The 17,634-nt window shown below is 60.3% G+C and carries 19 protein-coding genes; 7 read left to right on the top strand and 12 right to left on the bottom strand.

The genetic code is table 11. From position 1 onward, the window contains the following. Positions 1 to 38: 38 nt before the first annotated feature. Entirely contained in the window at positions 39 to 449 is a 411-nt protein-coding gene (locus ACZK08_RS05505) for a hypothetical protein (protein WP_229765809.1), read from the bottom strand. Between the two features lie 91 nt (positions 450 to 540). Continuing rightward, positions 541 to 822 carry a hypothetical protein gene (locus ACZK08_RS05500; RefSeq protein ID WP_065181135.1) on the bottom strand — a complete coding sequence of 94 codons (282 nt, stop codon included), beginning with the start codon at positions 820 to 822 and terminating at the stop codon, positions 541 to 543. 745 nt (positions 823 to 1,567) lie between these two features. Here ACZK08_RS05500 and ACZK08_RS05495 point away from each other — a divergent pair. Further along, positions 1,568 to 1,888, top strand: coding sequence for a hypothetical protein (locus tag ACZK08_RS05495; RefSeq protein WP_053517352.1), 321 nt, complete (start codon positions 1,568 to 1,570; stop codon positions 1,886 to 1,888). 408 nt (positions 1,889 to 2,296) lie between these two features. Here ACZK08_RS05495 and ACZK08_RS05490 read toward each other — a convergent pair whose 3' ends face one another. After that, a complete protein-coding gene (locus tag ACZK08_RS05490) occupies positions 2,297 to 2,974 on the bottom strand; it encodes a hypothetical protein (RefSeq protein WP_053517351.1) in 678 nt (225 codons plus the stop codon). Between the two features lie 109 nt (positions 2,975 to 3,083). Next, positions 3,084 to 3,590 (bottom strand): hypothetical protein, encoded by a 507-nt coding sequence (locus ACZK08_RS05485; protein ID WP_053517350.1) that lies wholly within the window; start codon positions 3,588 to 3,590, stop codon positions 3,084 to 3,086. 721 nt (positions 3,591 to 4,311) lie between these two features. Here ACZK08_RS05485 and ACZK08_RS05480 point away from each other — a divergent pair. After that, a complete protein-coding gene (locus ACZK08_RS05480) occupies positions 4,312 to 5,157 on the top strand; it encodes a hypothetical protein (protein WP_053517347.1) in 846 nt (281 codons plus the stop codon). 191 nt (positions 5,158 to 5,348) lie between these two features. Here the strand turns inward: ACZK08_RS05480 and ACZK08_RS05475 are convergent, their stop codons facing one another. The 3 genes from ACZK08_RS05475 to ACZK08_RS05465 form a co-directional block, all read right to left on the bottom strand. Next, positions 5,349 to 5,846 carry a hypothetical protein gene (locus ACZK08_RS05475; RefSeq protein ID WP_229765808.1) on the bottom strand — a complete coding sequence of 166 codons (498 nt, stop codon included), beginning with the start codon at positions 5,844 to 5,846 and terminating at the stop codon, positions 5,349 to 5,351. Positions 5,847 to 5,920: 74 nt separating this feature from the next. Further along, positions 5,921 to 6,049 carry a hypothetical protein gene (locus ACZK08_RS05470; protein ID WP_268222920.1) on the bottom strand — a complete coding sequence of 43 codons (129 nt, stop codon included), beginning with the start codon at positions 6,047 to 6,049 and terminating at the stop codon, positions 5,921 to 5,923. Between the two features lie 10 nt (positions 6,050 to 6,059). After that, on the bottom strand, positions 6,060 to 6,479 hold the full coding sequence (locus ACZK08_RS05465; RefSeq protein WP_154582337.1) for a hypothetical protein: 420 nt from the start codon (positions 6,477 to 6,479) through the stop codon (positions 6,060 to 6,062). A gap of 882 nt (positions 6,480 to 7,361) precedes the next feature. Between ACZK08_RS05465 and ACZK08_RS05460 the strand changes: the two genes are divergently transcribed. From ACZK08_RS05460 to ACZK08_RS05450, 3 genes are all read left to right on the top strand, one after another. Beyond that, positions 7,362 to 8,108 carry a hypothetical protein gene (locus tag ACZK08_RS05460; protein ID WP_053517345.1) on the top strand — a complete coding sequence of 249 codons (747 nt, stop codon included), beginning with the start codon at positions 7,362 to 7,364 and terminating at the stop codon, positions 8,106 to 8,108. A 126-nt stretch (positions 8,109 to 8,234) separates the two neighbouring features. After that, positions 8,235 to 9,173 (top strand): HNH endonuclease, encoded by a 939-nt coding sequence (locus tag ACZK08_RS05455; RefSeq protein ID WP_053517343.1) that lies wholly within the window; start codon positions 8,235 to 8,237, stop codon positions 9,171 to 9,173. After that, positions 9,157 to 9,942 carry a hypothetical protein gene (locus tag ACZK08_RS05450; RefSeq protein ID WP_154582336.1) on the top strand — a complete coding sequence of 262 codons (786 nt, stop codon included), beginning with the start codon at positions 9,157 to 9,159 and terminating at the stop codon, positions 9,940 to 9,942. Before ACZK08_RS05455 ends, ACZK08_RS05450 begins: the two co-directional genes overlap by 17 nt. 32 nt (positions 9,943 to 9,974) lie before the next feature. On the opposite strand, the gene ACZK08_RS05445 is transcribed toward ACZK08_RS05450, so the two are convergent. The 3 genes from ACZK08_RS05445 to ACZK08_RS05435 form a co-directional block, all read right to left on the bottom strand. Further along, positions 9,975 to 10,628, bottom strand: a complete 654-nt coding sequence (locus ACZK08_RS05445; RefSeq protein WP_195840309.1) for a competence protein CoiA family protein — start codon at positions 10,626 to 10,628, stop codon at positions 9,975 to 9,977. Positions 10,629 to 10,885: 257 nt separating this feature from the next. Beyond that, entirely contained in the window at positions 10,886 to 11,263 is a 378-nt protein-coding gene (locus ACZK08_RS05440; protein ID WP_331250502.1) for a hypothetical protein, read from the bottom strand. Beyond that, complete coding sequence (locus tag ACZK08_RS05435; RefSeq protein WP_231107726.1) at positions 11,257 to 11,799, bottom strand: hypothetical protein; 543 nt, start codon at positions 11,797 to 11,799, stop codon at positions 11,257 to 11,259. The genes ACZK08_RS05440 and ACZK08_RS05435 overlap by 7 nt, the downstream gene beginning before the upstream one ends. A gap of 233 nt (positions 11,800 to 12,032) precedes the next feature. Between ACZK08_RS05435 and ACZK08_RS05430 the strand changes: the two genes are divergently transcribed. Both ACZK08_RS05430 and ACZK08_RS05425 read left to right on the top strand, forming a co-directional pair. Beyond that, positions 12,033 to 12,518 (top strand): hypothetical protein, encoded by a 486-nt coding sequence (locus tag ACZK08_RS05430; protein ID WP_053517341.1) that lies wholly within the window; start codon positions 12,033 to 12,035, stop codon positions 12,516 to 12,518. A gap of 619 nt (positions 12,519 to 13,137) precedes the next feature. Then, positions 13,138 to 13,941, top strand: coding sequence for a hypothetical protein (locus ACZK08_RS05425; protein WP_053517338.1), 804 nt, complete (start codon positions 13,138 to 13,140; stop codon positions 13,939 to 13,941). 243 nt (positions 13,942 to 14,184) lie between these two features. On the opposite strand, the gene ACZK08_RS05420 is transcribed toward ACZK08_RS05425, so the two are convergent. Both ACZK08_RS05420 and ACZK08_RS05415 read right to left on the bottom strand, forming a co-directional pair. Beyond that, positions 14,185 to 15,426, bottom strand: coding sequence for an abortive infection family protein (locus ACZK08_RS05420; protein ID WP_053517337.1), 1,242 nt, complete (start codon positions 15,424 to 15,426; stop codon positions 14,185 to 14,187). Between the two features lie 440 nt (positions 15,427 to 15,866). After that, positions 15,867 to 17,561 (bottom strand): site-specific integrase, encoded by a 1,695-nt coding sequence (locus ACZK08_RS05415; protein WP_155760997.1) that lies wholly within the window; start codon positions 17,559 to 17,561, stop codon positions 15,867 to 15,869. Positions 17,562 to 17,634 lie beyond the last annotated feature (73 nt).

Here is a 17,634-nt window from a genome sequence, read left to right as displayed (position 1 = left end):
ATACATTGCGTCCGGCCCAGCTTCGGCAATAGCGGCCTCTAGCGCCTCAACGGTCTCACATCGAAATGTTTTAACCATGCATTCGATCCTTGGGCTACTGTGCTGATATAGAGTCTACCTTGCTGAACGCCACCTTCAGCAAGATTGCCGAACCACCCTGCATAGGGCGAGTTTTTCATCAGGCACCGGTTCCAATCCCTCTCCCCATCGGTCCACCACACTGGCCCATGTTCGCCCAATCCCCTCTTCGCGCTGTCCACGGCGCGCCGGGCGGCGGCGAGTGCTTCTTCGTCCCCGTTGGCCTTCGCTGACTTCACGGCACGCCGCGCGTCCATCAGCTCGTGGACCAGGTGCTCCCTCTCCGGCTCACTGAGGCCCGGGTTGGTGGTTCTCCAGAGGCGCCCTCGCACAATGAGGTAGCGGCCGTCAGGGGTGGTGAGGGGAGGCATGCAGCGAGGGCATGGGGTGAGCGGTGACGGGGGAGCAGACAAAAAGAAAGGCGGCCTTCTGGCCGCCTTTTGTCTTCCGCCCTACCTCACCTCACCCAGCTTTTTGCTGCTCCTCACGCCAACCGTTGAGCAAGGTTTTGAACGTCGGGTTGGCCTTGGTGACGATAAACTCTCGGCCGCCAGCCATGAGCTTATTTCCGTTGTGATAGCGCGCATCGTGGATAGCGGTCCAGCGAGAGCCCCAAGAGAAGCCCTCTTCCTTCTCGAAGCTGACGGGCTCCAGGGAGACTTCGGAATAGGTTTCCACCAAACCCGGGTTCAGTCCCAAGTCGATCATGACGAATTCTTCGGCAGTGAAAGTATTGTTTTGCATGTTGGTCACCTTTTTGGCTTTTCGGTAAGCGGCATTGCCTTCCTATGAATCCAGGTTACGACAGACGCTAAAAATGTAAACCCGAAAACAACACATTTACTTAACTAAAGTGTAGAACTGACAGGCAACCGCAGAAAAAACAAAAAACTGAAACACCTCACACTTCCCGCCAAGCGCCGCGCCCGGCGGAAGCCTAGGCCCCACCCGCTTTTTTCCCAGGCCGCTTTTGCTTTTGCTTTGAGCCGCTTTTTACGTTGCGTTTTCTCTTCAAGAGCTCAAAAGAACGCGGCCTGGGCCGCGCATGAAAAGCGTCCTCTAGGAAAGTGAAAGAAACTTGGCCCGAGGTTCCACCCTCGCCGCCTCTTCATCCCCCCCATACACCATGCATAAAAAGGCGACATTGGACTGCCGCCTTACCCCCCCCCCCGTTCTCCGCCTCACTGGCGCAGCTTCAGACAGCGGTCTATCAACCGCCTCTTCGCCCCGCCCAGCCCGATCTCGCCGGCCCTTCAATGCCTGGCTAGCCGGGTGCCTATCCCAGCCGCTCGACCGGAGCCAAAAAATGCCGCAGCTGCGTGGTCGATTAGCAGGTGTGCTTAGGCTTCGACCGACCAAGTCCGGCGAACGTGTGCGTGACGCGCCCCTTGACGCGCCCGTCGACAGCTCCTCCCTGGCGTCTTAACGCTATGCACCATCAACGGTTCGGCTAAGATTGAACGCATCACTCTTTTGAGATGGAGATTGGATGGACAGCAAACAGGAAGCGAAGTTCGAACAGGTGCTTCTCGAAGCTGTGGACCAAGCCAAGGCATTCAACTATCACCCAAACCGTTTCGTAGCGATGATCCGCAGCAAGGGACCGTTTCAAACGGTCAAGGACATCGTCGCGAGCGCTAGGCCCTCTGACGGCTTCAACGAGCTGCTGCTGGCGGGCCGAATGGACCTGACCTGTGAGGCCATCATCGTGCAGACCGAATGGCGCACGTTCTTCGATGAAGATCTTCTGTCGATCGCAGAGCGGCGGCTCACTGCGCATGGCTACGCTTGGACGAGGTTCGCGGGATGACAGACCGCGATTGCTCCGGCTTCACTTGGGGCCAGCTTGCAAATCAGCCTTAGGGCTTCTGGGAGCCACTCGGTTCCCGGTGAAAACCTCAATCAGGGACGAGGCCACCTATCCATCTTCTGCCCAATGAACGACGGGACTAGGGCCGAGTGGCAGACGCCCAGGAGAGGCACCGCCCCTTCTCCCTAGGAGCGCTTGCGGGGCATGGAGCGACGAAATGCGTCAACTGGGAGCGGCCAGGGCGCGGCTTGAGGGCGAGGACATGAAAGCGCAGCGCCCACTTACGCAACAATAAGAATGGATTATCCGGGTCGCCACACCACGAGACGGTATCTTTGGGCTTGGCATGCTGTTAGTAGGAAGGAAGCACCGCGGCAAGACTACAGAAGCAATCACGCCCTCCCACTCCTAAAGTGCAAGGATTCTGGCGTTTCTTTTGCCGCACTTAGAACAGGTCAGTCTTGCCTTCAGGTCCTCCAAGCTCGTGCCCGCATTGGCGTGGCGAGCAAGGTCGTCTCTCGCGAAGACCTTCTCCCAACCACAAATGAATCCAGCCCTACACTTTACAAGCATCTCTTTATCGGACTCCAGCCATTCTTCGAGGCTGTCGGGATCGGCGGTGGAAAGACGCTGAGTGTCGGAGTACCACTGAGCAACCTCGTCGCTACTCCAATCGATTTGCAGCCAAACACTCTTGGCACCGAAGCAGTGCTTACCGCAGTTCACTGTCGGCTCGTAGTCCTTTCCCTGATCTCGGATGAGGTCTGCTTCATAGAGAAAGCTCTCACCATCTCTGTGGACTGACTCAAAGTGGACGCGAAAAAGGTATCTGGAGTCATCACCAGCCCCCTTCCTCAAGACTTCCAGCGCCTGAACTCCGCTTCCGTTGATATCCCGGCTGAACCTCATCTCGAGAGATCTGCGCAACGAGAAGAAGTGTTTTTTGTCATGCATGGCGAGGGCGAGCCTAGCAATGTCCTCGCACGTAGCCTTCTGAAGAGTTCCGGCCGCGCTACGTCGATCGATGCTCTCTCCCCGGTTGACGATCAGTTTTCGCTTGAGCATTGATTCGGCATGTTCCTTCATGGCGGTCCTTCGTTTTCGGGCTATTGAATACACTTACCTCACCGGCTGAGCCGGAAGATCTTTGGATCTGTGCGACACCTCAACTTTGGCGCTTGTCATTCACCCTGCCCTACTTTTTCAATCCCAACCAAGTGAGCACCACCGCCGAAGCAACGGTGAGCAGGAGAGCAATGCCAGCCTTGCCTAGGTTGTCCGCAAGCCAAGAACCCAAGCGGCGATAAAGGCTATCCTCCCCCGGCGGGGCCTGGATGTAGCGCGATGTGACGTCCTGCCCTTCTTCCGCCAGATCTTCGTTGCCCCAAGAGAAGCGCCCCAGGAAGACCACCCCGCCGCCTCGGTTGAGCTCATCAGTATTGCGGCGACTCGCCGCTTCCAGTGCCTCCAATGTGGGCGCGGCGGCTTCGGCAGTGGCTCGTATAGTGGTCCAAGTGATGTCCCGCGTTTGGACAACCGAGTTGTCCGGCAGCAGCACTGGCTTCCCCTGCTTATAGGGCCTGACAAAGCGCCGCTTTAGCTCAGCTGCCGTCAAATCGGTGAACAGGGCCGCCTTCTTGTCACTTCCCTTAAGCAACACGATGACGTGGTGGAAGCTTCCAGTGCTGCGGTGGCTGGCCATGGGCTAGCCGATCCGCCCGAGTGACCGCAGCACGTAGTCTTCCTCAAAGAGAGCTTCGTTGGCTGCCTTGCCCTTCTTGGCCATGGTGGTGTCCGCTAAATGCTTGATTGCCAATGTGTACATGACTATGCCGCCTTCCGCCGAGTTTGGCAAAAAGCTAGGCCCTGCCCATCTCACCTGCCGCGACCCCAGCGGGCGCGTGTTCGCCAAGAAGCACCGTTCCATCCTACGCGCGCTTCGCTTGGTCCACCCGGCCGCCGCCGTCAGCATGCCGAGCAGGAGTGCGCCATACAGACAGCCACTGATCGAGAGCTTACCGTCGGCAGCCCGGTGAACATCAACCTTCGGTCCTGCACGACTACAACTTAGCGCCCGCTTTGGGCCAGAAGCCGACATCACCTAGACGGGTACACCCGACTCTAGCTCTATCCCTTCGCAATCGAGCGGGAATGAAATCAAACGTCATGACTTGGCAGGGCCTTGCGGCTTAGCCCCCCCCCCCCCAAAGAACGGTCGCGGGCATCGAGAGCAACGACGCTCTTGCCCCTACTCCCTCACCGTTGCTGCGGCGACCAGCCCAGCAGGGCCCGCAACCCGGCGCTTTCGTTGGCTTTTGGCTTCGTTGGGCGGGCACGCCAGTCAAACGTCTGGTCGGCTTGTTCCGTATGCCATGGCCCCCTAGACTCGCTCTCCGACCACGCGCGGGAAAAGACAGGGCAGCATGAAAGCGGATCGCATCAGGATGCAGATACTGGAGCTATTGAGCCAAGCAGAAGCGTATGAGGGCAGGCTCGCCTATCATCAGCTTGGCTGGGCGGAGTGGGACGCAGCCCGAAACGCAGCCCCTCCGGATTGGCTCATCGAGGGCGATGATGCGCTTGTGAAGCCATTTGAGAGCCTCGCGGAACGCCTTTACCTCAGCACCATCCGCCTGCTGGAGACCGAGGCCCTCCCGGTTTACCTACGACAGTTTCTTGCAAGATTTGGTGAACCGTTCAACGCCAACCAAGCAGCCACGGTCTACGACATCGACGTTTTGGGTGACGGCGAGCCATACATCGTTTTCCTAGCACAGCTCAGAGAGTTCCTCGCGCCTCTGGATGTGCTCAACCGTTCCAGTCATTACCTCCGTTTCGCAGGGATAAAATACCTGGAAACGGTTTTGAACAATACTGCGTCCATCATCCAAAAAAGTGGAGAGAACCCAACGTCCGAGACCGGCGTCTACCAGGTGGTCAGGAATGTTCTGGAGGCGTTTTTCCCCTCAGCGATCTCACCGAAGTCTAACTTCCTCAAGACCGCTCAGGAGTACAAGCCGGACATCCTCATCCCGGAGCTTTCAACGGCCATCGAGTACAAATACGCGAAGGATGAGGCAAAACTCAAGGCGACCATTGCTCAGATTTCTGACGACGTAAAGGGATACACCGGAGACATTGACTACGATCTCTTCTACGCCGTCTTCTATGTAACAAGCGACTTCTGGGGGAAAGAGAAATTTGATCTCATATGGAAGGAGAAGGGCTTTCCAGAGAACTGGCGCGGCATCTACGTTGTTGGAAAATGACCAGCGACCTGTGGGGTTAGAGGTGCCAGGCCGTCAGCGGTAAACTGAACAAGCCCCTTCATGGCAGGATGAAGCCATGGCTTGGAAGGGGCGTCCCCTCGGCGCGTTTGGGACGCAACGGCCCTGTTGAATATGGCTATTGGACTGCTCTGACTCTGCCAAGTCCTGCGGTCAAACCTGCTCGTTTTCTTTTAGGCAGGAGGTACGGCTGTCCGGTCCCACGCCCGCTTGGTCCACCCGAATACCACGGCCAGCACGCCGATCACGAGAGCGCCATACAGCCAGGCACCGACAAAGGCCAAGGTCGCGATTTCGCCATAGTCCGGATGCTCGGCGTACTTAAACCCGAGAACGACGGCCGCAATCACCATCATCACGCCCACTCCTCCCCCGAGCAGCGCCCCTTTCAGGAAGTCGTGCTTCCGGAAATACGGCATTCGACCGGTGCGGACGTGCCAGTCCCAGAGCCGCTGAGCGCGGAGGTGGAGCACCAAGCAGAAGGCCAAGAACGCGAAGATCGCCACGCCCCCGGCGCAATAGAGCGAGCCCAGCAGCACACTGGATCGCATGGCCTCCTGCCCACCGCCCAAGGCGAGCAGCCCGAGCGGTCCCAGGATCATGGCCGGGAGGATCATCGCGGCAGGCCCAGTGGGCGGATGTAGCGGTTGGTATGGCGGATAGCGGTTCATTTGGTCCTCCCCTGTTGGATCACTGCACGCTTGATCGCGACTGGCGTGCAGTCAAGCGGCGGGCTGCGGCTCGTTTAGCCCGCAGACGTCCCTTCGTCCTTCACTTCGACCACCTGCCAGCCCTCGCCTTGCGGGCGGAACAGTGCACGGAGCTTTGGCTTGAGGGTGCTCGGCTCGCCGACGCTGTTGGAGGCCGATTGCATGTATGGTCATTCATGGCCTCTCTCCAGGCTTCGTTACAACCAATGGCTCGGCAACGCCCCGGGAAAACTCAACGGTGGTCCGGCGCATGAACGGGCCCGTCACCGTGACCGAGCAGACATCCCAGCCTGAGCGTTCCGCAACGCGCAAGCAGGCTTCACCGATCTTTTGAACGTGATCGCCGCCCTTGCGACTCTCAACGAGCTCTTCAATCACCGGCAGCAATCGGTCATAGCAAGCGTTCGCTCGAAAGAGGTTGCCACCTGCGGTGCTTCGGCAGAACTGCGAGAGTCCTTCGCCATCGTCCGGCAGTGGCCGCAGGGACCAACCTGCCAGACCCAACAACACGGCTGCCGCCACTCCCAACACCACGGCCCTCGCTCTTCTGGACCCGGCCAGCCCCCGCAGCACGTCAACGGAACGCTGATCCATTGCCGCCACACTTTGACGCCATCTCTTGCCCCACTCATACGACAAACCCATACGACCCTCCCGCCTGAATGTTCGATTCATTCATCCTTGATCGAAACCTGACGTTCGCAAGATGCAACCACCTGTTGATGTTTGACTAAATGTCGAATCCGCGAGGCTGTCCACAAAAGCGCCAGGCATTGCGAGCTGGGGCCACGTCATCGGGCCCTAGCTCCGCGTGCCGGGCCACTCAAGTGGTCCATGGGGACTTGACGCTTCTCAGTGGCTTTTAGGGATAGCCCAAGCGACTCAAGAAAGACGGGAGAGGGAGAGGCTGTCGCCACCCAAAGCCTAACCGGGCCCGGCCGTAGTCGCTGCCGCTTCCAAGGCCGCGTCACGCGAGGTCAAGTCGCCGTAGGTGTGGAAGAACCGTCCCGGGTCAAACCCGGCCTCTTCAAGGCTCAACCCGAAGCAGTGGAGGAACTCGGCGTTGGTAGCGTCGAAGTGCTGGTGAGCGTTCATGGAATACCCCCGGCTGGCAGAGCGGATTGCTCGCGTACCGTTTGCCCTGGGTCTGGGCTTACCCACACCCACGGCGTGCACCGCGGCAGCCGGGTGCAGACGGGTGCAGACGGGCCGGAACGATAGAGAAGGAGCCGCAAGGCTTGAGGGGAACCCCCACCATGGCAAGGTCGCTTCAGGGCAACCGCCAACAGCGGGGATTGAACGTTGTTGCCAGCGCGCCAATGCCTCGCTATGCTCACTGCACGGTGGCGACCCAGAGTTGTGAGTGACTCAAACCCGCGTTCCTGTTTTGACCCTCTGCTCGTTCCTCGAATCGACCGCCGCCTGGCACCGGATTCGGCGTAAGCACTCACCCGGCCCGGTCACCAGAGAGCTGCCATGTCGATCTACTCCCGTTCTGTCTTCGTTGCACACAAGGCCCTTGCCGCCAGTGGCATTGCGGTCTCCAAAAGTCATCTCCGGGAACTTGTCGCCGCGCTTTGCGGCTTCAACACGTTGGCCGCGTTGCAGGCCAGTCCATACTTCCCAGAAGGTGCGCCCGTTGAGGGTTTGTTGGTCCTCGCCGATGTAGAGCGAGCCCAAGCCCGGTGCCAGGCTCTGATGGCAGAGGTGAAGCCACTGCCTGTCCTTAGGGCCCTGTATACGGCGTTGGATACCACCCCAGCTGTCGGCGCTGTTGTGCTGGCAGACCTGAATCGAGATTCCGAATCACTCAAGCGCCTGATCCATGCCGAGGTCATGTCTGCCCCCAAGATGACGGGCACCGTGGATGACTACGAGGCCCGTGTCCAAGACATGATTCGCCCCAACGACAACCCCATGTCTATCAAGGTCCCTGAAGAACTGGCGCGTTCCTTCGCCAGAGACACGGGACCCGTGCGTGATCTGGAAGGCTCGGCTGCCTTCAACAAGGACCGCTTGATTGCTTCGTTTGAGGGCCGCTACACCGACGCCAAACAGGAGTCGGGCCTGGTCTCCGTTACCCTCCAGTTCCAGCTCCTCTCCCCCTCGCTCTTCTTGCTGGAAGACCGAGAACTGGAGTTCGAGTCCGACGAGGACGATGACGCAGTCACTGTCGACGACATGGACTACCAGTTCGCCGCAATCATGGATAACGGTCTTTAAATGTTTCGCCCACCTCCTTGCCTTTCCTGAAGTCATGGAGGTGGGAGCAGTCGTGATATCCAACCGCTCCTATGACCGCAGTGGCCTGGAACTCGGACTAATCTATTTGGCCACCAAAGGCATGGCATGGACAACGGCAACGACAAACAACGCATCGCCGAATGGCGCGCAAAGCGACGCCGGCAGCGCACCGAGCAGGAACAGGAGCGAAATCGCACGCGTCAGTTCGGTGGGCATTTCTTCCTCGAGGACGACGAAGGGGAAGACATCGATCCTGCTGACGCCGCTGCGGATGCAGAGGAGTTGGCCTTGGCCCAGCGAAAGTTGGTGCCCGCAGAGGCCCCGCCTCGCCTGACGAGCAGCGAGCTCAGGCTGGCGTTGTGGTCATGGGATTTGGACGCGTTGCGCCAGTTGTGGGGTGAGCGGGAGCAGAAGCTGACCTACCTGGAGGACGCCGCTCGGTTGCTTGCCCACATTCGTCACCGATCTGGGATTGATCCTGTCCTTCGTGCTCCGGCGGAGATGATGAAGAACGACGCGGTCGAAGCACTCAGGGGGACGCTGGAAGAGTCCGGCCGCCTGATTCCGAGCTTTCCGTCCGCCTCACTCGCTCCGCCAGACGTCGAGGTGGACGGCAAGCGCGTCGAGCAGGTGCTGCGAGTCATCCGGGATGGGCAGGCTGACTTCAGGAAACGGTTGATTGAGCATTACGGGGCCGTGTGCATGGTCACGGGCACGGCCCACGCGGCCGTGATCGATGCCGCGCACATCACGCCCTACAACGGCACGTCCACCAATGCGCTCAGCAACGGGCTGCTGCTTCGGAAGGACATCCACGCCCTGTTCGATGCAGGTTTGCTTGCGGTGTGCCCGAGCCTGGTCATCTCCGTCTCCAGCACCCTTTCTGATGCTTGCTACCGCGATCTGGATGGGCGGCCACTGAGGCTTCTAGCCCCGTCCAAGATCTCTACGACCGCTCTGCGCTCCCGAATGCTCGGCAAGGCAGCGGACGAAATCAGCCTTTCAGGCGTTACCCTCGGGGACAAAGATGAATCTCGCACCTGAGCCGCTGGAAGCCGTTCGCTGGGAGCATCACGAGGTGGCCGTTTACAGCGGTCTCGACCTTCCCTCCTTTGCTACTTTCCGGCGCGAAGTGGTGCTCGCCGCCGTCGAAGCGCTGGATAAAAAAATCGACGCTCTTGAGAACAGCGAAGAGGAGGTGGAGCGGGTCTTCGCCGTAGATCACTACGCTGACATCCGGCAGTCAACCATCGAAGCGTTTTTGCTGGCTACGCAGTCCATGCATGAACGAGCCCTTCGAGGATTGATGGTTGGCATGGCAGGGAGGAAGAGCTGGCCCGCCGGCAAAATCCAGCAGATTCAGCGCTGCTCTTTGGACGGCAAGGGCCCCAATCTGCTGCGCTTCTTTCAAGAGCTGTTCGATGCACCCATGGAATGGTTCGGCGTCCACGCCGACTTGCAGTTCCTTCACCTGTTGGGCAATGCGCTTCGACACGGCAACGGCGACTCTGCAATCAAGATCCATCAGCTCGCGCCATCGCTTTGGAAAACCTGGCTTCCGCCGGGGTCGCCCATTGGGGGTCTTTACACCGTGCCCTTCGACGCGCCGCGGCATCCGGCCTTCGACACGATCACCCTTCCTCGCGTCCTGCTCGATCAGATGATGATGGCCGTGAGAGGATTCTGGGAGGACATCGAGTTTGTCCGCTGCAACTCGTTCTCCAGGAAATCCGAAGGGGTCGAAAAGCACATGTACGAACTTCGGGAACAACGCGCGTGTCGATCAAATGAACGTGTCTGGACGCCAGGCTGATCAACCGTTGGGTTGAGATCAGGCTCTGTCCTTCATTGCTCGGCGTCCACCGGCACCCAATGAAAGTTCACGTTCAAACGTCGGATGAGCGCTTTGGTGGTCTTTCGCGGGGCTCGAGGACAGATCAGGACGGCATTCCCATTGGGCACCCGACGGGTCGCTAACTGCTCGGCCCGCAGGATCGCGCGATACTTCACGCATTGGTAGACGCCGCGCATGAGCTCGTCCTCCGAACAGGTGCTGGCCTTCACCTCCACCGCTAAGCGCTGCTTGCCGTTGTCGAACAGCACGTCCAGCCGATCCCCGCTGCTCAACACCGCCTCGCTCCTTCCGAGCTGAAACTCGCCGAAGTCTGACAACTCTTCGGGGTGCTCACGCACCCACTTCTTTAAAGCTTTGTGTTCGGGACTCTCAGGTGCACCGCCGGTTTGGACCTTGGGCAACGGCAGCACGTCCCCCTTGTCGGCCTCCAGCTCCCCGGACGCGGGTTCTAGGCGGGCCACGCCCAGCGCCGCTGCTATCTGATCCCACTTGTCGTAGTGGTAGACCGCGCTCATGGCGGCGTCGAGGTAAGCCTTCCGGTCGGCAGCCATGCCTGCACCGTTGTCCTCGAAGAAGTAGTGGGCAACCTCATCCGCGCCCGTGCTCGGGTGGCCCCGCGATGCGTCCAGCGACGGTGTTGCCACTGGGGAACATCTACTACACCGCCCGGCACCGGGTCGCGCTGGATCTGCTTCTTAGCGGCAAAGCAGCCACGTATGAGGAGGCGGTTGCGCTCACCAAGGACCGCCAAGCCCAGCGAGGCGAGGCCTGACACCTGGCAAAAAAATAGGCCGGGGATGAGCCGGCCGACGGATCCCGAGGAACAAGGGATGGGCAGAAGTATGCCCGGCCTCATTCGCAGTGGTAGAGACCCTTGGCCGAAATCCCGTCTGCCCCGATGTCAGGCGTGCGTGGGAAGCTTGACCAGTCCCATCCAGCCCGACTGCGTCGTGGAAGCACTCGCCATCAGGGTCCCGTGCCCTGGGATGACCTTGAGCTGGTCCACGCCGGCCTGGTCCCGGGGGAAGAACGGGCCGTCTGGGCTGAATATGAAATGGCCTCCCTGCAACGCACCGCAGATTTGACAGTGGTTGGCCACGTAGGTTTGGTTGGCCGTCTGCGAGTAGTTGGGCTTGAGCCAGTGGGCCTCGGCCCTGACCCGGGCCATCGTGCCCACGTCCAGCTCGCTGACGTATTTCAGCAGCGATGGGCCGCCTTCCTCGGGATACTCCTCGTCCTCGTTGTCGAGGAACCTAGGCACCCAAATGGCGGTCACCACGATCGACTCCGAGCACTTCCAACAGGTGGACTTGCCCTGCAGCAGGGCGTAGCTGGTGGCCGTGATATTGAGATCGGTCGTGGGGACGGGTCCACGTAGGCACCGCGATCCCAGGAGCGATAGCGCCAAGGCACCACCTCTTCCAGCGGGGTGAAGCGCGGGCTTGGAAGGTTGGTCAGGCCCCCAATGGCGTAACGTAGATTCGCGATGTGGGCCTCGGGGACGAACAGCCACGGTCTGGCGATCCACTCGGCCGGCACGCCGCTGTCGCGCTCCATGGCCACACGAACGCCAGGCCAAAGTTCGTTCCACGCCTTCAAGCGCGCGAGAAGCGAGTGTGCACGGGCAGCGTAGGTGATTTCGCACAAGAAAGCGGCTCGCTCCTTGAAGCTGACTGCCAAGGCGTCGCAATACCAATGCGGCCCGCTGGTGTCGGGGTTGCTTCCCTCGTTGAGTTGGATGCAGCACTGGCTGTTGACGAAGAGCGCGCGGTCCGCGCGAAGGTAATCCAGCACTACGCCTTCGAAATGATCCATGCCTACATTCCATGGATGCCCGGACTTCCTCCAGGCGTTGGGCAACCTTGCTGGCCGACACCTTGTCGCCGAACTTTCCCCGCGTGTCTTCCACCACCTTCAGGGCTATCACGGATGCGCGCAGCATATCGCGCTTGTCCCGGTCCCCTGTAGGCCGCGTTCCTGACGGCTCTTGGACCTTAGCAGCGGGCGGTGGCAATGTGGAGCCTTGGTGCTTCGTATACGATGCAGGCATGCCCGTCCGCCAAGCCCTCGCCTACGACCTTCTCAAGCATGTCAGCAAGCTGGAGTTCCAACTCCGGCGGCATGGCGACTTCTTTACCTATAGAAGGGATGGCCGTCCTACGCCTGATGTGAACTGGGACGAGGTCCAGCGCCGCGTGCGCCAACTTGGCGATGAGTTCGTGGTGAAAGTTCCGCTCCCAGCCAAGCAACGGCTGCTATGTCAGCGCACCGAGCGCCCAATGAAGCAAAGGATCGTCACGGAGAACGGCCGACCCGTTGCACGCTTCAGGCCCCGTCGTTTGGATGCGGATTCGGATGCCGTCGCTTTGGTCCAGGCCATGCGCCAGGTCCGCAACAACCTCTTCCACGGGGGCAAGGAAGATTGTGAAGACGATCCGTACGCAGAGGACGACGACTGGGTCTATGCGGCCACGCAGGTCGCCTTGGCACTGCAGAGTGCCCTCGACAGCGGAGCGCTCAACGCCCGGGCGTGAGACCGCGCCTTCACGTCCAGCCCCCCGTTCCACGAATATTGCGGCCCGCGGTGACGGGGCGTCGGGGGTGTGCGAGTCGCTGGGGGGGCTTGGCGCAGTCGCCGCCTGATCCCCGGTGCCCGTCCCCGGGGGGCCGCGGCTCCCGAGACAAAATCGCTAAGTTCTACCCGCGCCCACGCCCCCTCCTGCCCTTCTCGGTGCCGCTGACCTTCACGCCGAGCCGGCGCCTCTCGCTCCTGGAGTTCCTCGTCACATGCGACCCTTGCCGTCCTACTAACGACTATATGGGCAAAGTGCCAGTCATCGACAAGTTGCTGGAGCATCGGCACAGCGACATCGTCATGGTCAACTGGGATGGCCACTTCATGACCGCGCAGCTGCGCCCCCGCAGCGGGCAGTTGGACCTCGATTTCGTCAACCCTACTAATGGCACCGACGCCGCTCTGGGGACGAGGGGTAGCAGGTCTTAGGCATGGTGGCCAAGAGCCTTGGGAGGCGGTTGTGGGGATAGAATCTCGATCTGGATCTGAAAGGTATCCAAAAAACTTCGCTTCAGATGCCGACAGGTCCTTTTAACCCCAATAGCCTGACAAAACACCCCCATTTGGATCCAGCAATCGTGACCGCCAGCCACGCCCAACAGATCTGCGAAGACTACCTCCGACAGCAAATCGCCACAAATCAGGAGGCCCAGATCGCTTTCTCTGAAACGAGAGCCGCCCAGCGTCTTTTGAGTCGAAGCGCGGACCTTCGCCCCGTCTACGAGGAGGTGGAGCGCTCACTAGGGCTCAAGGGATTGGAATGGAAGGTCTTCTTGGACTGCTGCGTCTTGGCAACTGGGGCGTATTGGACGCCCGACAAGAACCTCAAGGACCGCGCCAGCAGGAAGCGTATGGAAAAGGTGAACACCGAGATCGGCGCGCTCTCCGCACAACTGGCGGATCTCTTGCTTGAGCGCGACGAGCTCTCCAATCGTTCGCCGTTTAGCTGCGACACTCTCTATCATCCAGTCGAGGTCATGTCGCAATCTAGCCAAAGCAACGGCCGTTACCAGTCCTTTCTGAAGAGCGAGCTGGATGGCCTTGCTGCTCGATTCGATCTGAAGTACTGGCCCTCGCTTTCAGAGATGGTGCGCGCCATCGGTCAAGATGCCGAGGACGCGGAAGTGTTCGCAGACGATGTCCGCACCGCCGCAATGTCCGAGAGCACGCGCCCATCCAAGGCGGATTTCATTCGAGCTCTTCACAAGGGCGTGGCAGACAATCAACATGCCGGCATGGGAGGATTGCGCCATTCCTTCAAGCTGTCCGATGCCGCCGCCGCCACACTCGCAAACGTGTTGCTGGACCTGCCCAGCGATGCGGTGGTGGATGCCAAATACGCGAAGAACGTTCGCGAACGCGATCAACGCAGGCAGGCGTGAAACAGCCAAGGCTTATTGACGGGAACCACCTCCCTCATAGCACTCTTCGGGTGTTACTTAAGACGCTTGCCTCGCATAACTACAGCGAGACCGGAGACGGCACTCCAATCGATGGAACAGCACCCGCGAACCGCGTGGGCGCGGCCCCACGATCGTCCACTCGGCCTCCCTCCTCAATCGGCTGCTCGGCCTCCTTCCTTCTCCCCACGGTGGGCAGCCGCCCGGTCTATTACTTCGCCACCGTCAGGCATTCGTATCCTCACGATTTCTGTAGGTATCGGAGACAAAGTCAATGAAGGCCACCGCAGAAGCTACGGCCAAACGTGCATGCCTTGGCTGCAGCCCCCGGTGCTTACCATCCCTCCCATGCCCCGTGCCGTACAAACCACGCAACTGCGCAAGATTGTGAGTGAGGGATGTCAGGTTTCGCAGAATAAGGCGAATGTTGTCCGCCCCCTTTTTCTCGTCAGAGACGGCCTCCGGAACAAGCTGCAAGTTCACCAGCAACAGCTTCGTGAGATCCCCGATGTCTGCCGCTTTTCCGTAGACCACCCCTCGCTTATTGAGGATTGTCTTACAACAGGTCTCTACTAGCTCTTTGGCCGTCCCAATAGCCGATGCAGGGTCGCCGTCAATAGACTTCTCCAGACGCTCAATCTCCTTCGCCATCCATCCAGCGTCTAAGGCATCTGCAACGGTACGTCCCCGTGAGACAGCGCGTTGCCCGTGATGAAAAAGCTCACGGTAAGCGTATCGTGACCTCCCACCAATACGCTCTTCCTCAAAGATCTCCCAGCCCGCGCCGCGCAACTGGTCATTGATGTGAGAGACGATGGTCAGCGATTCGTTCCTGTCCGGCCGCACGATTGGATGAACAATCTCGCATAGAAATCGAAGGAACTTATCCGGCGGAGCATCAAGCAGATTGAAGCGGCCGTCCGTGAATATCCAATCCCGCTCCCAGTCATCGTTGTTGATGCAGTGTTGCCATATGTCTTCAGAGGCGGTCGCATACCTCGGATCCGTGGAAGGAAGGGACCCCAAATCATAGAGACGGCTTAGAAACTCGACATCATCCAGCCTGCCTCTCCAGGACGTATCTTCCAGTCGCAGGCCATCGAATATATTCTGACGCACTTGGCGTGGCAGCTTCGACCCAATGGTTCGCCAACCCTTGCCCGTCTCTCGTGCAGGGACAATCTTTGCCGTGTACCAATCGCCGGGCTCCTCGCCCATAACTTCCTTCAGCTTGGTCGAGATCTGCTCCTCCAGCATTCCTCGCCTTGACCCGAGCCGAGCAAACTCGATGGCAGGCAACTGAAAGTAGATGTCCCACAGATTGGTGCCGCCATTCCAGTTGTCATAGCCAGTCAGTTCAGCCCGAGATGAGCAAGATCTGACCAATGCGGCGGCATCCTGAAAATCCTCCGCCAACAGAAGGGAATGAACGGTCGCCAAGACCTCTTCCAACTCGGAACTTTCCATCGCAACTCATTCCCTTAGTGTTCCACTCCGGGATCACATTATCGTCCAGGGCAAACCGATGGGCCAGCACCTCAGGCACTTCAAGACAGGGTTCCCGCCTCAAACAAGGCACCCTCTACAACGCTCATGCTTGGGGCGAAACGGTTCGATCACTGCCTAGTTGCCCGTCCAAGGCCACCTGGCGGCAGAAGCGATAGACCGCAGAGCCGCTCACACCCAGCTCCCGCGCCAACCGAGCCCGGCTCACCTCTTTCAAACGGTCCCTCACCTGATCCACGCCCAGCCGCCGCAAGGTGCGGTGCTCCGGTCCTTTGAGGACACGCCCCAGCCGAAGGGCTTGGCGGTCCATGCCGATGGTGGCCGGCGAAACGCCCAAGCGCTTGGCCACCTCGGCCGAGGTTAGCCCAGCCTGGACCAGCTGCTGAACCTGCTGGCGACGCTCAGCGACCTCGCAGGCCTGGCGGTTCCGGAACCGGAGACATGCCGTCCCCACCAGGCGTGCGGACGTGGTGGTGGAGCATCTGAGAGACAATGCGACTCTCGCCAAACTTCAGCGCCGCATACCGCCCGAGGGTTCGCCGCAAATCGTGGGTGGTCAGGCCTTGGTCGACTTCGTCTCGGAGGTCCAGGCCATCCTCCGGCTGCCCCACCAAGCCCGCGTCGCGACGCACATTGGCGAGGATGGATTTGCTATCGAGGTAATGGCCGGATTTGCTGCGGCTGGAACGAGCGGGGAAGACAAAGCGGGTCCGGTCCACTTTGCGCAGCGCTTCTTGAACGCCCGCCTCCAGCGCTACCAGGACCTGCCGCGCCGCGCCCTTGCCTTTGGCCGACTTCAGCAGAGACTCCGCGGCGGCCAGCTCGCGCCGGGCGTCTTCGTCGTCCAGCCGGGTGTCAAACCGCAGCCGAAGCACCCGCTCTGCGAAGTAGCTGATCGGCAGGAAGCGCTCTTCGCCCGATTTGGTGTCGAACATGAAGACCTGCGGCCCCTCCCGCTTCGTATAGCGGTTGATCTCTCCGGGCTCGCCCAGCCAGACCCATGACACTTCTTCTTGGATCAACTCGCTGTGGGAACAGCGATCCATCCAGCGCAGTTGCGCGGCTTCGCTTCGACGCGTGCCCCAAAGCAGGGTCAGCAGCAGGTAATCGGACGCGCCGGCGTTGTGGCCACCCTGCTCGTCCCGGCGCCCCACAATCGACTGCAACACCTTGGGGAGCGTGTTGTCAGTCAGCGGGTTGCGGACAGCCGCCTTCTCATAGTGCTTGCGAAGGTTCCGGGCGCCTCTCAGCAAGTGCCTATCAAAGATGGCCTGCAGGGGATTGTGCCTCAGCCTAGACTCTCGCCCCTCCCGTCCAGCCAGAACGCTCTCACGCTTCAGCACCATGGCCACCGCGCGATGGGCATCCGTGAAGCTGTGTTCGGTGGCGGCCAGGCCACTGGCCCGGACCCGCTGGACATACTTTCCTGTGATCCCCAGGCTCTCCAGTGTCCGCGTATCCAGCTCCGCCCAGTCCTCGTAGCCCGCCAATGCGTTCCTCATTGGAGTGGGGATGCGGTTGGAGCGCACCATCGCGCTCTTGCGCAACGCCTCGAACGCGGCTTCCACGTCGTCGTCGGTCACATCGGCCACGGCCCGCTGAGCGAACCCCACTTCCGGACGGGACAACCGAGCAAGGCTGTCCTCCAAGGCCGTCAGGCTGGACTGCTTGACTAGGCGCTTGGCCACCCGGTCCCTCATGTCCGCAATGTAGACGTCGAAACAATCGGCCACCGTGAGCCGGGCCAATCGCCCGTCCTCGTGCTGCTGCTGGCTCGCCCGGGCTGCCCGAGTCTTCGGGTTCTCGCCTGACGCCTTGAGCTCCTGAATAAGCTCCCGGGCCACAGAGTAGGCCTCTTCCAGCCCCATGTCCGTGACATTGCCCAACGCGAAGCGACGAACGCCCTGTGCTCCCCGTCGGACGACTTCGTAGGTGGTGCGGGTCTTCCCCACGTAAAAACCAAAGCCCACCGGTGCCCCTTGGTTTCCATCCAGCACGCGATAGGCCTTGTCGCCCTGCTCCAACGGCCGCTCCACCAGCTTGGCGCGCTTGCCCACGCCCCCCGACGCAGGGATGCGGCGAACCGAAAGCTCCATCACCTGTTGGTGGGTCAGACTAAACTTGGTGACCTGGCGCCGGGTGGCGCGGTCCGTCGCAACATTTTTGGCA

It is taken from the genome of Stenotrophomonas sp. 112478_Sma (assembly GCF_056479905.1).
This window is presented reverse-complemented; position numbering and strand designations above follow the sequence as displayed.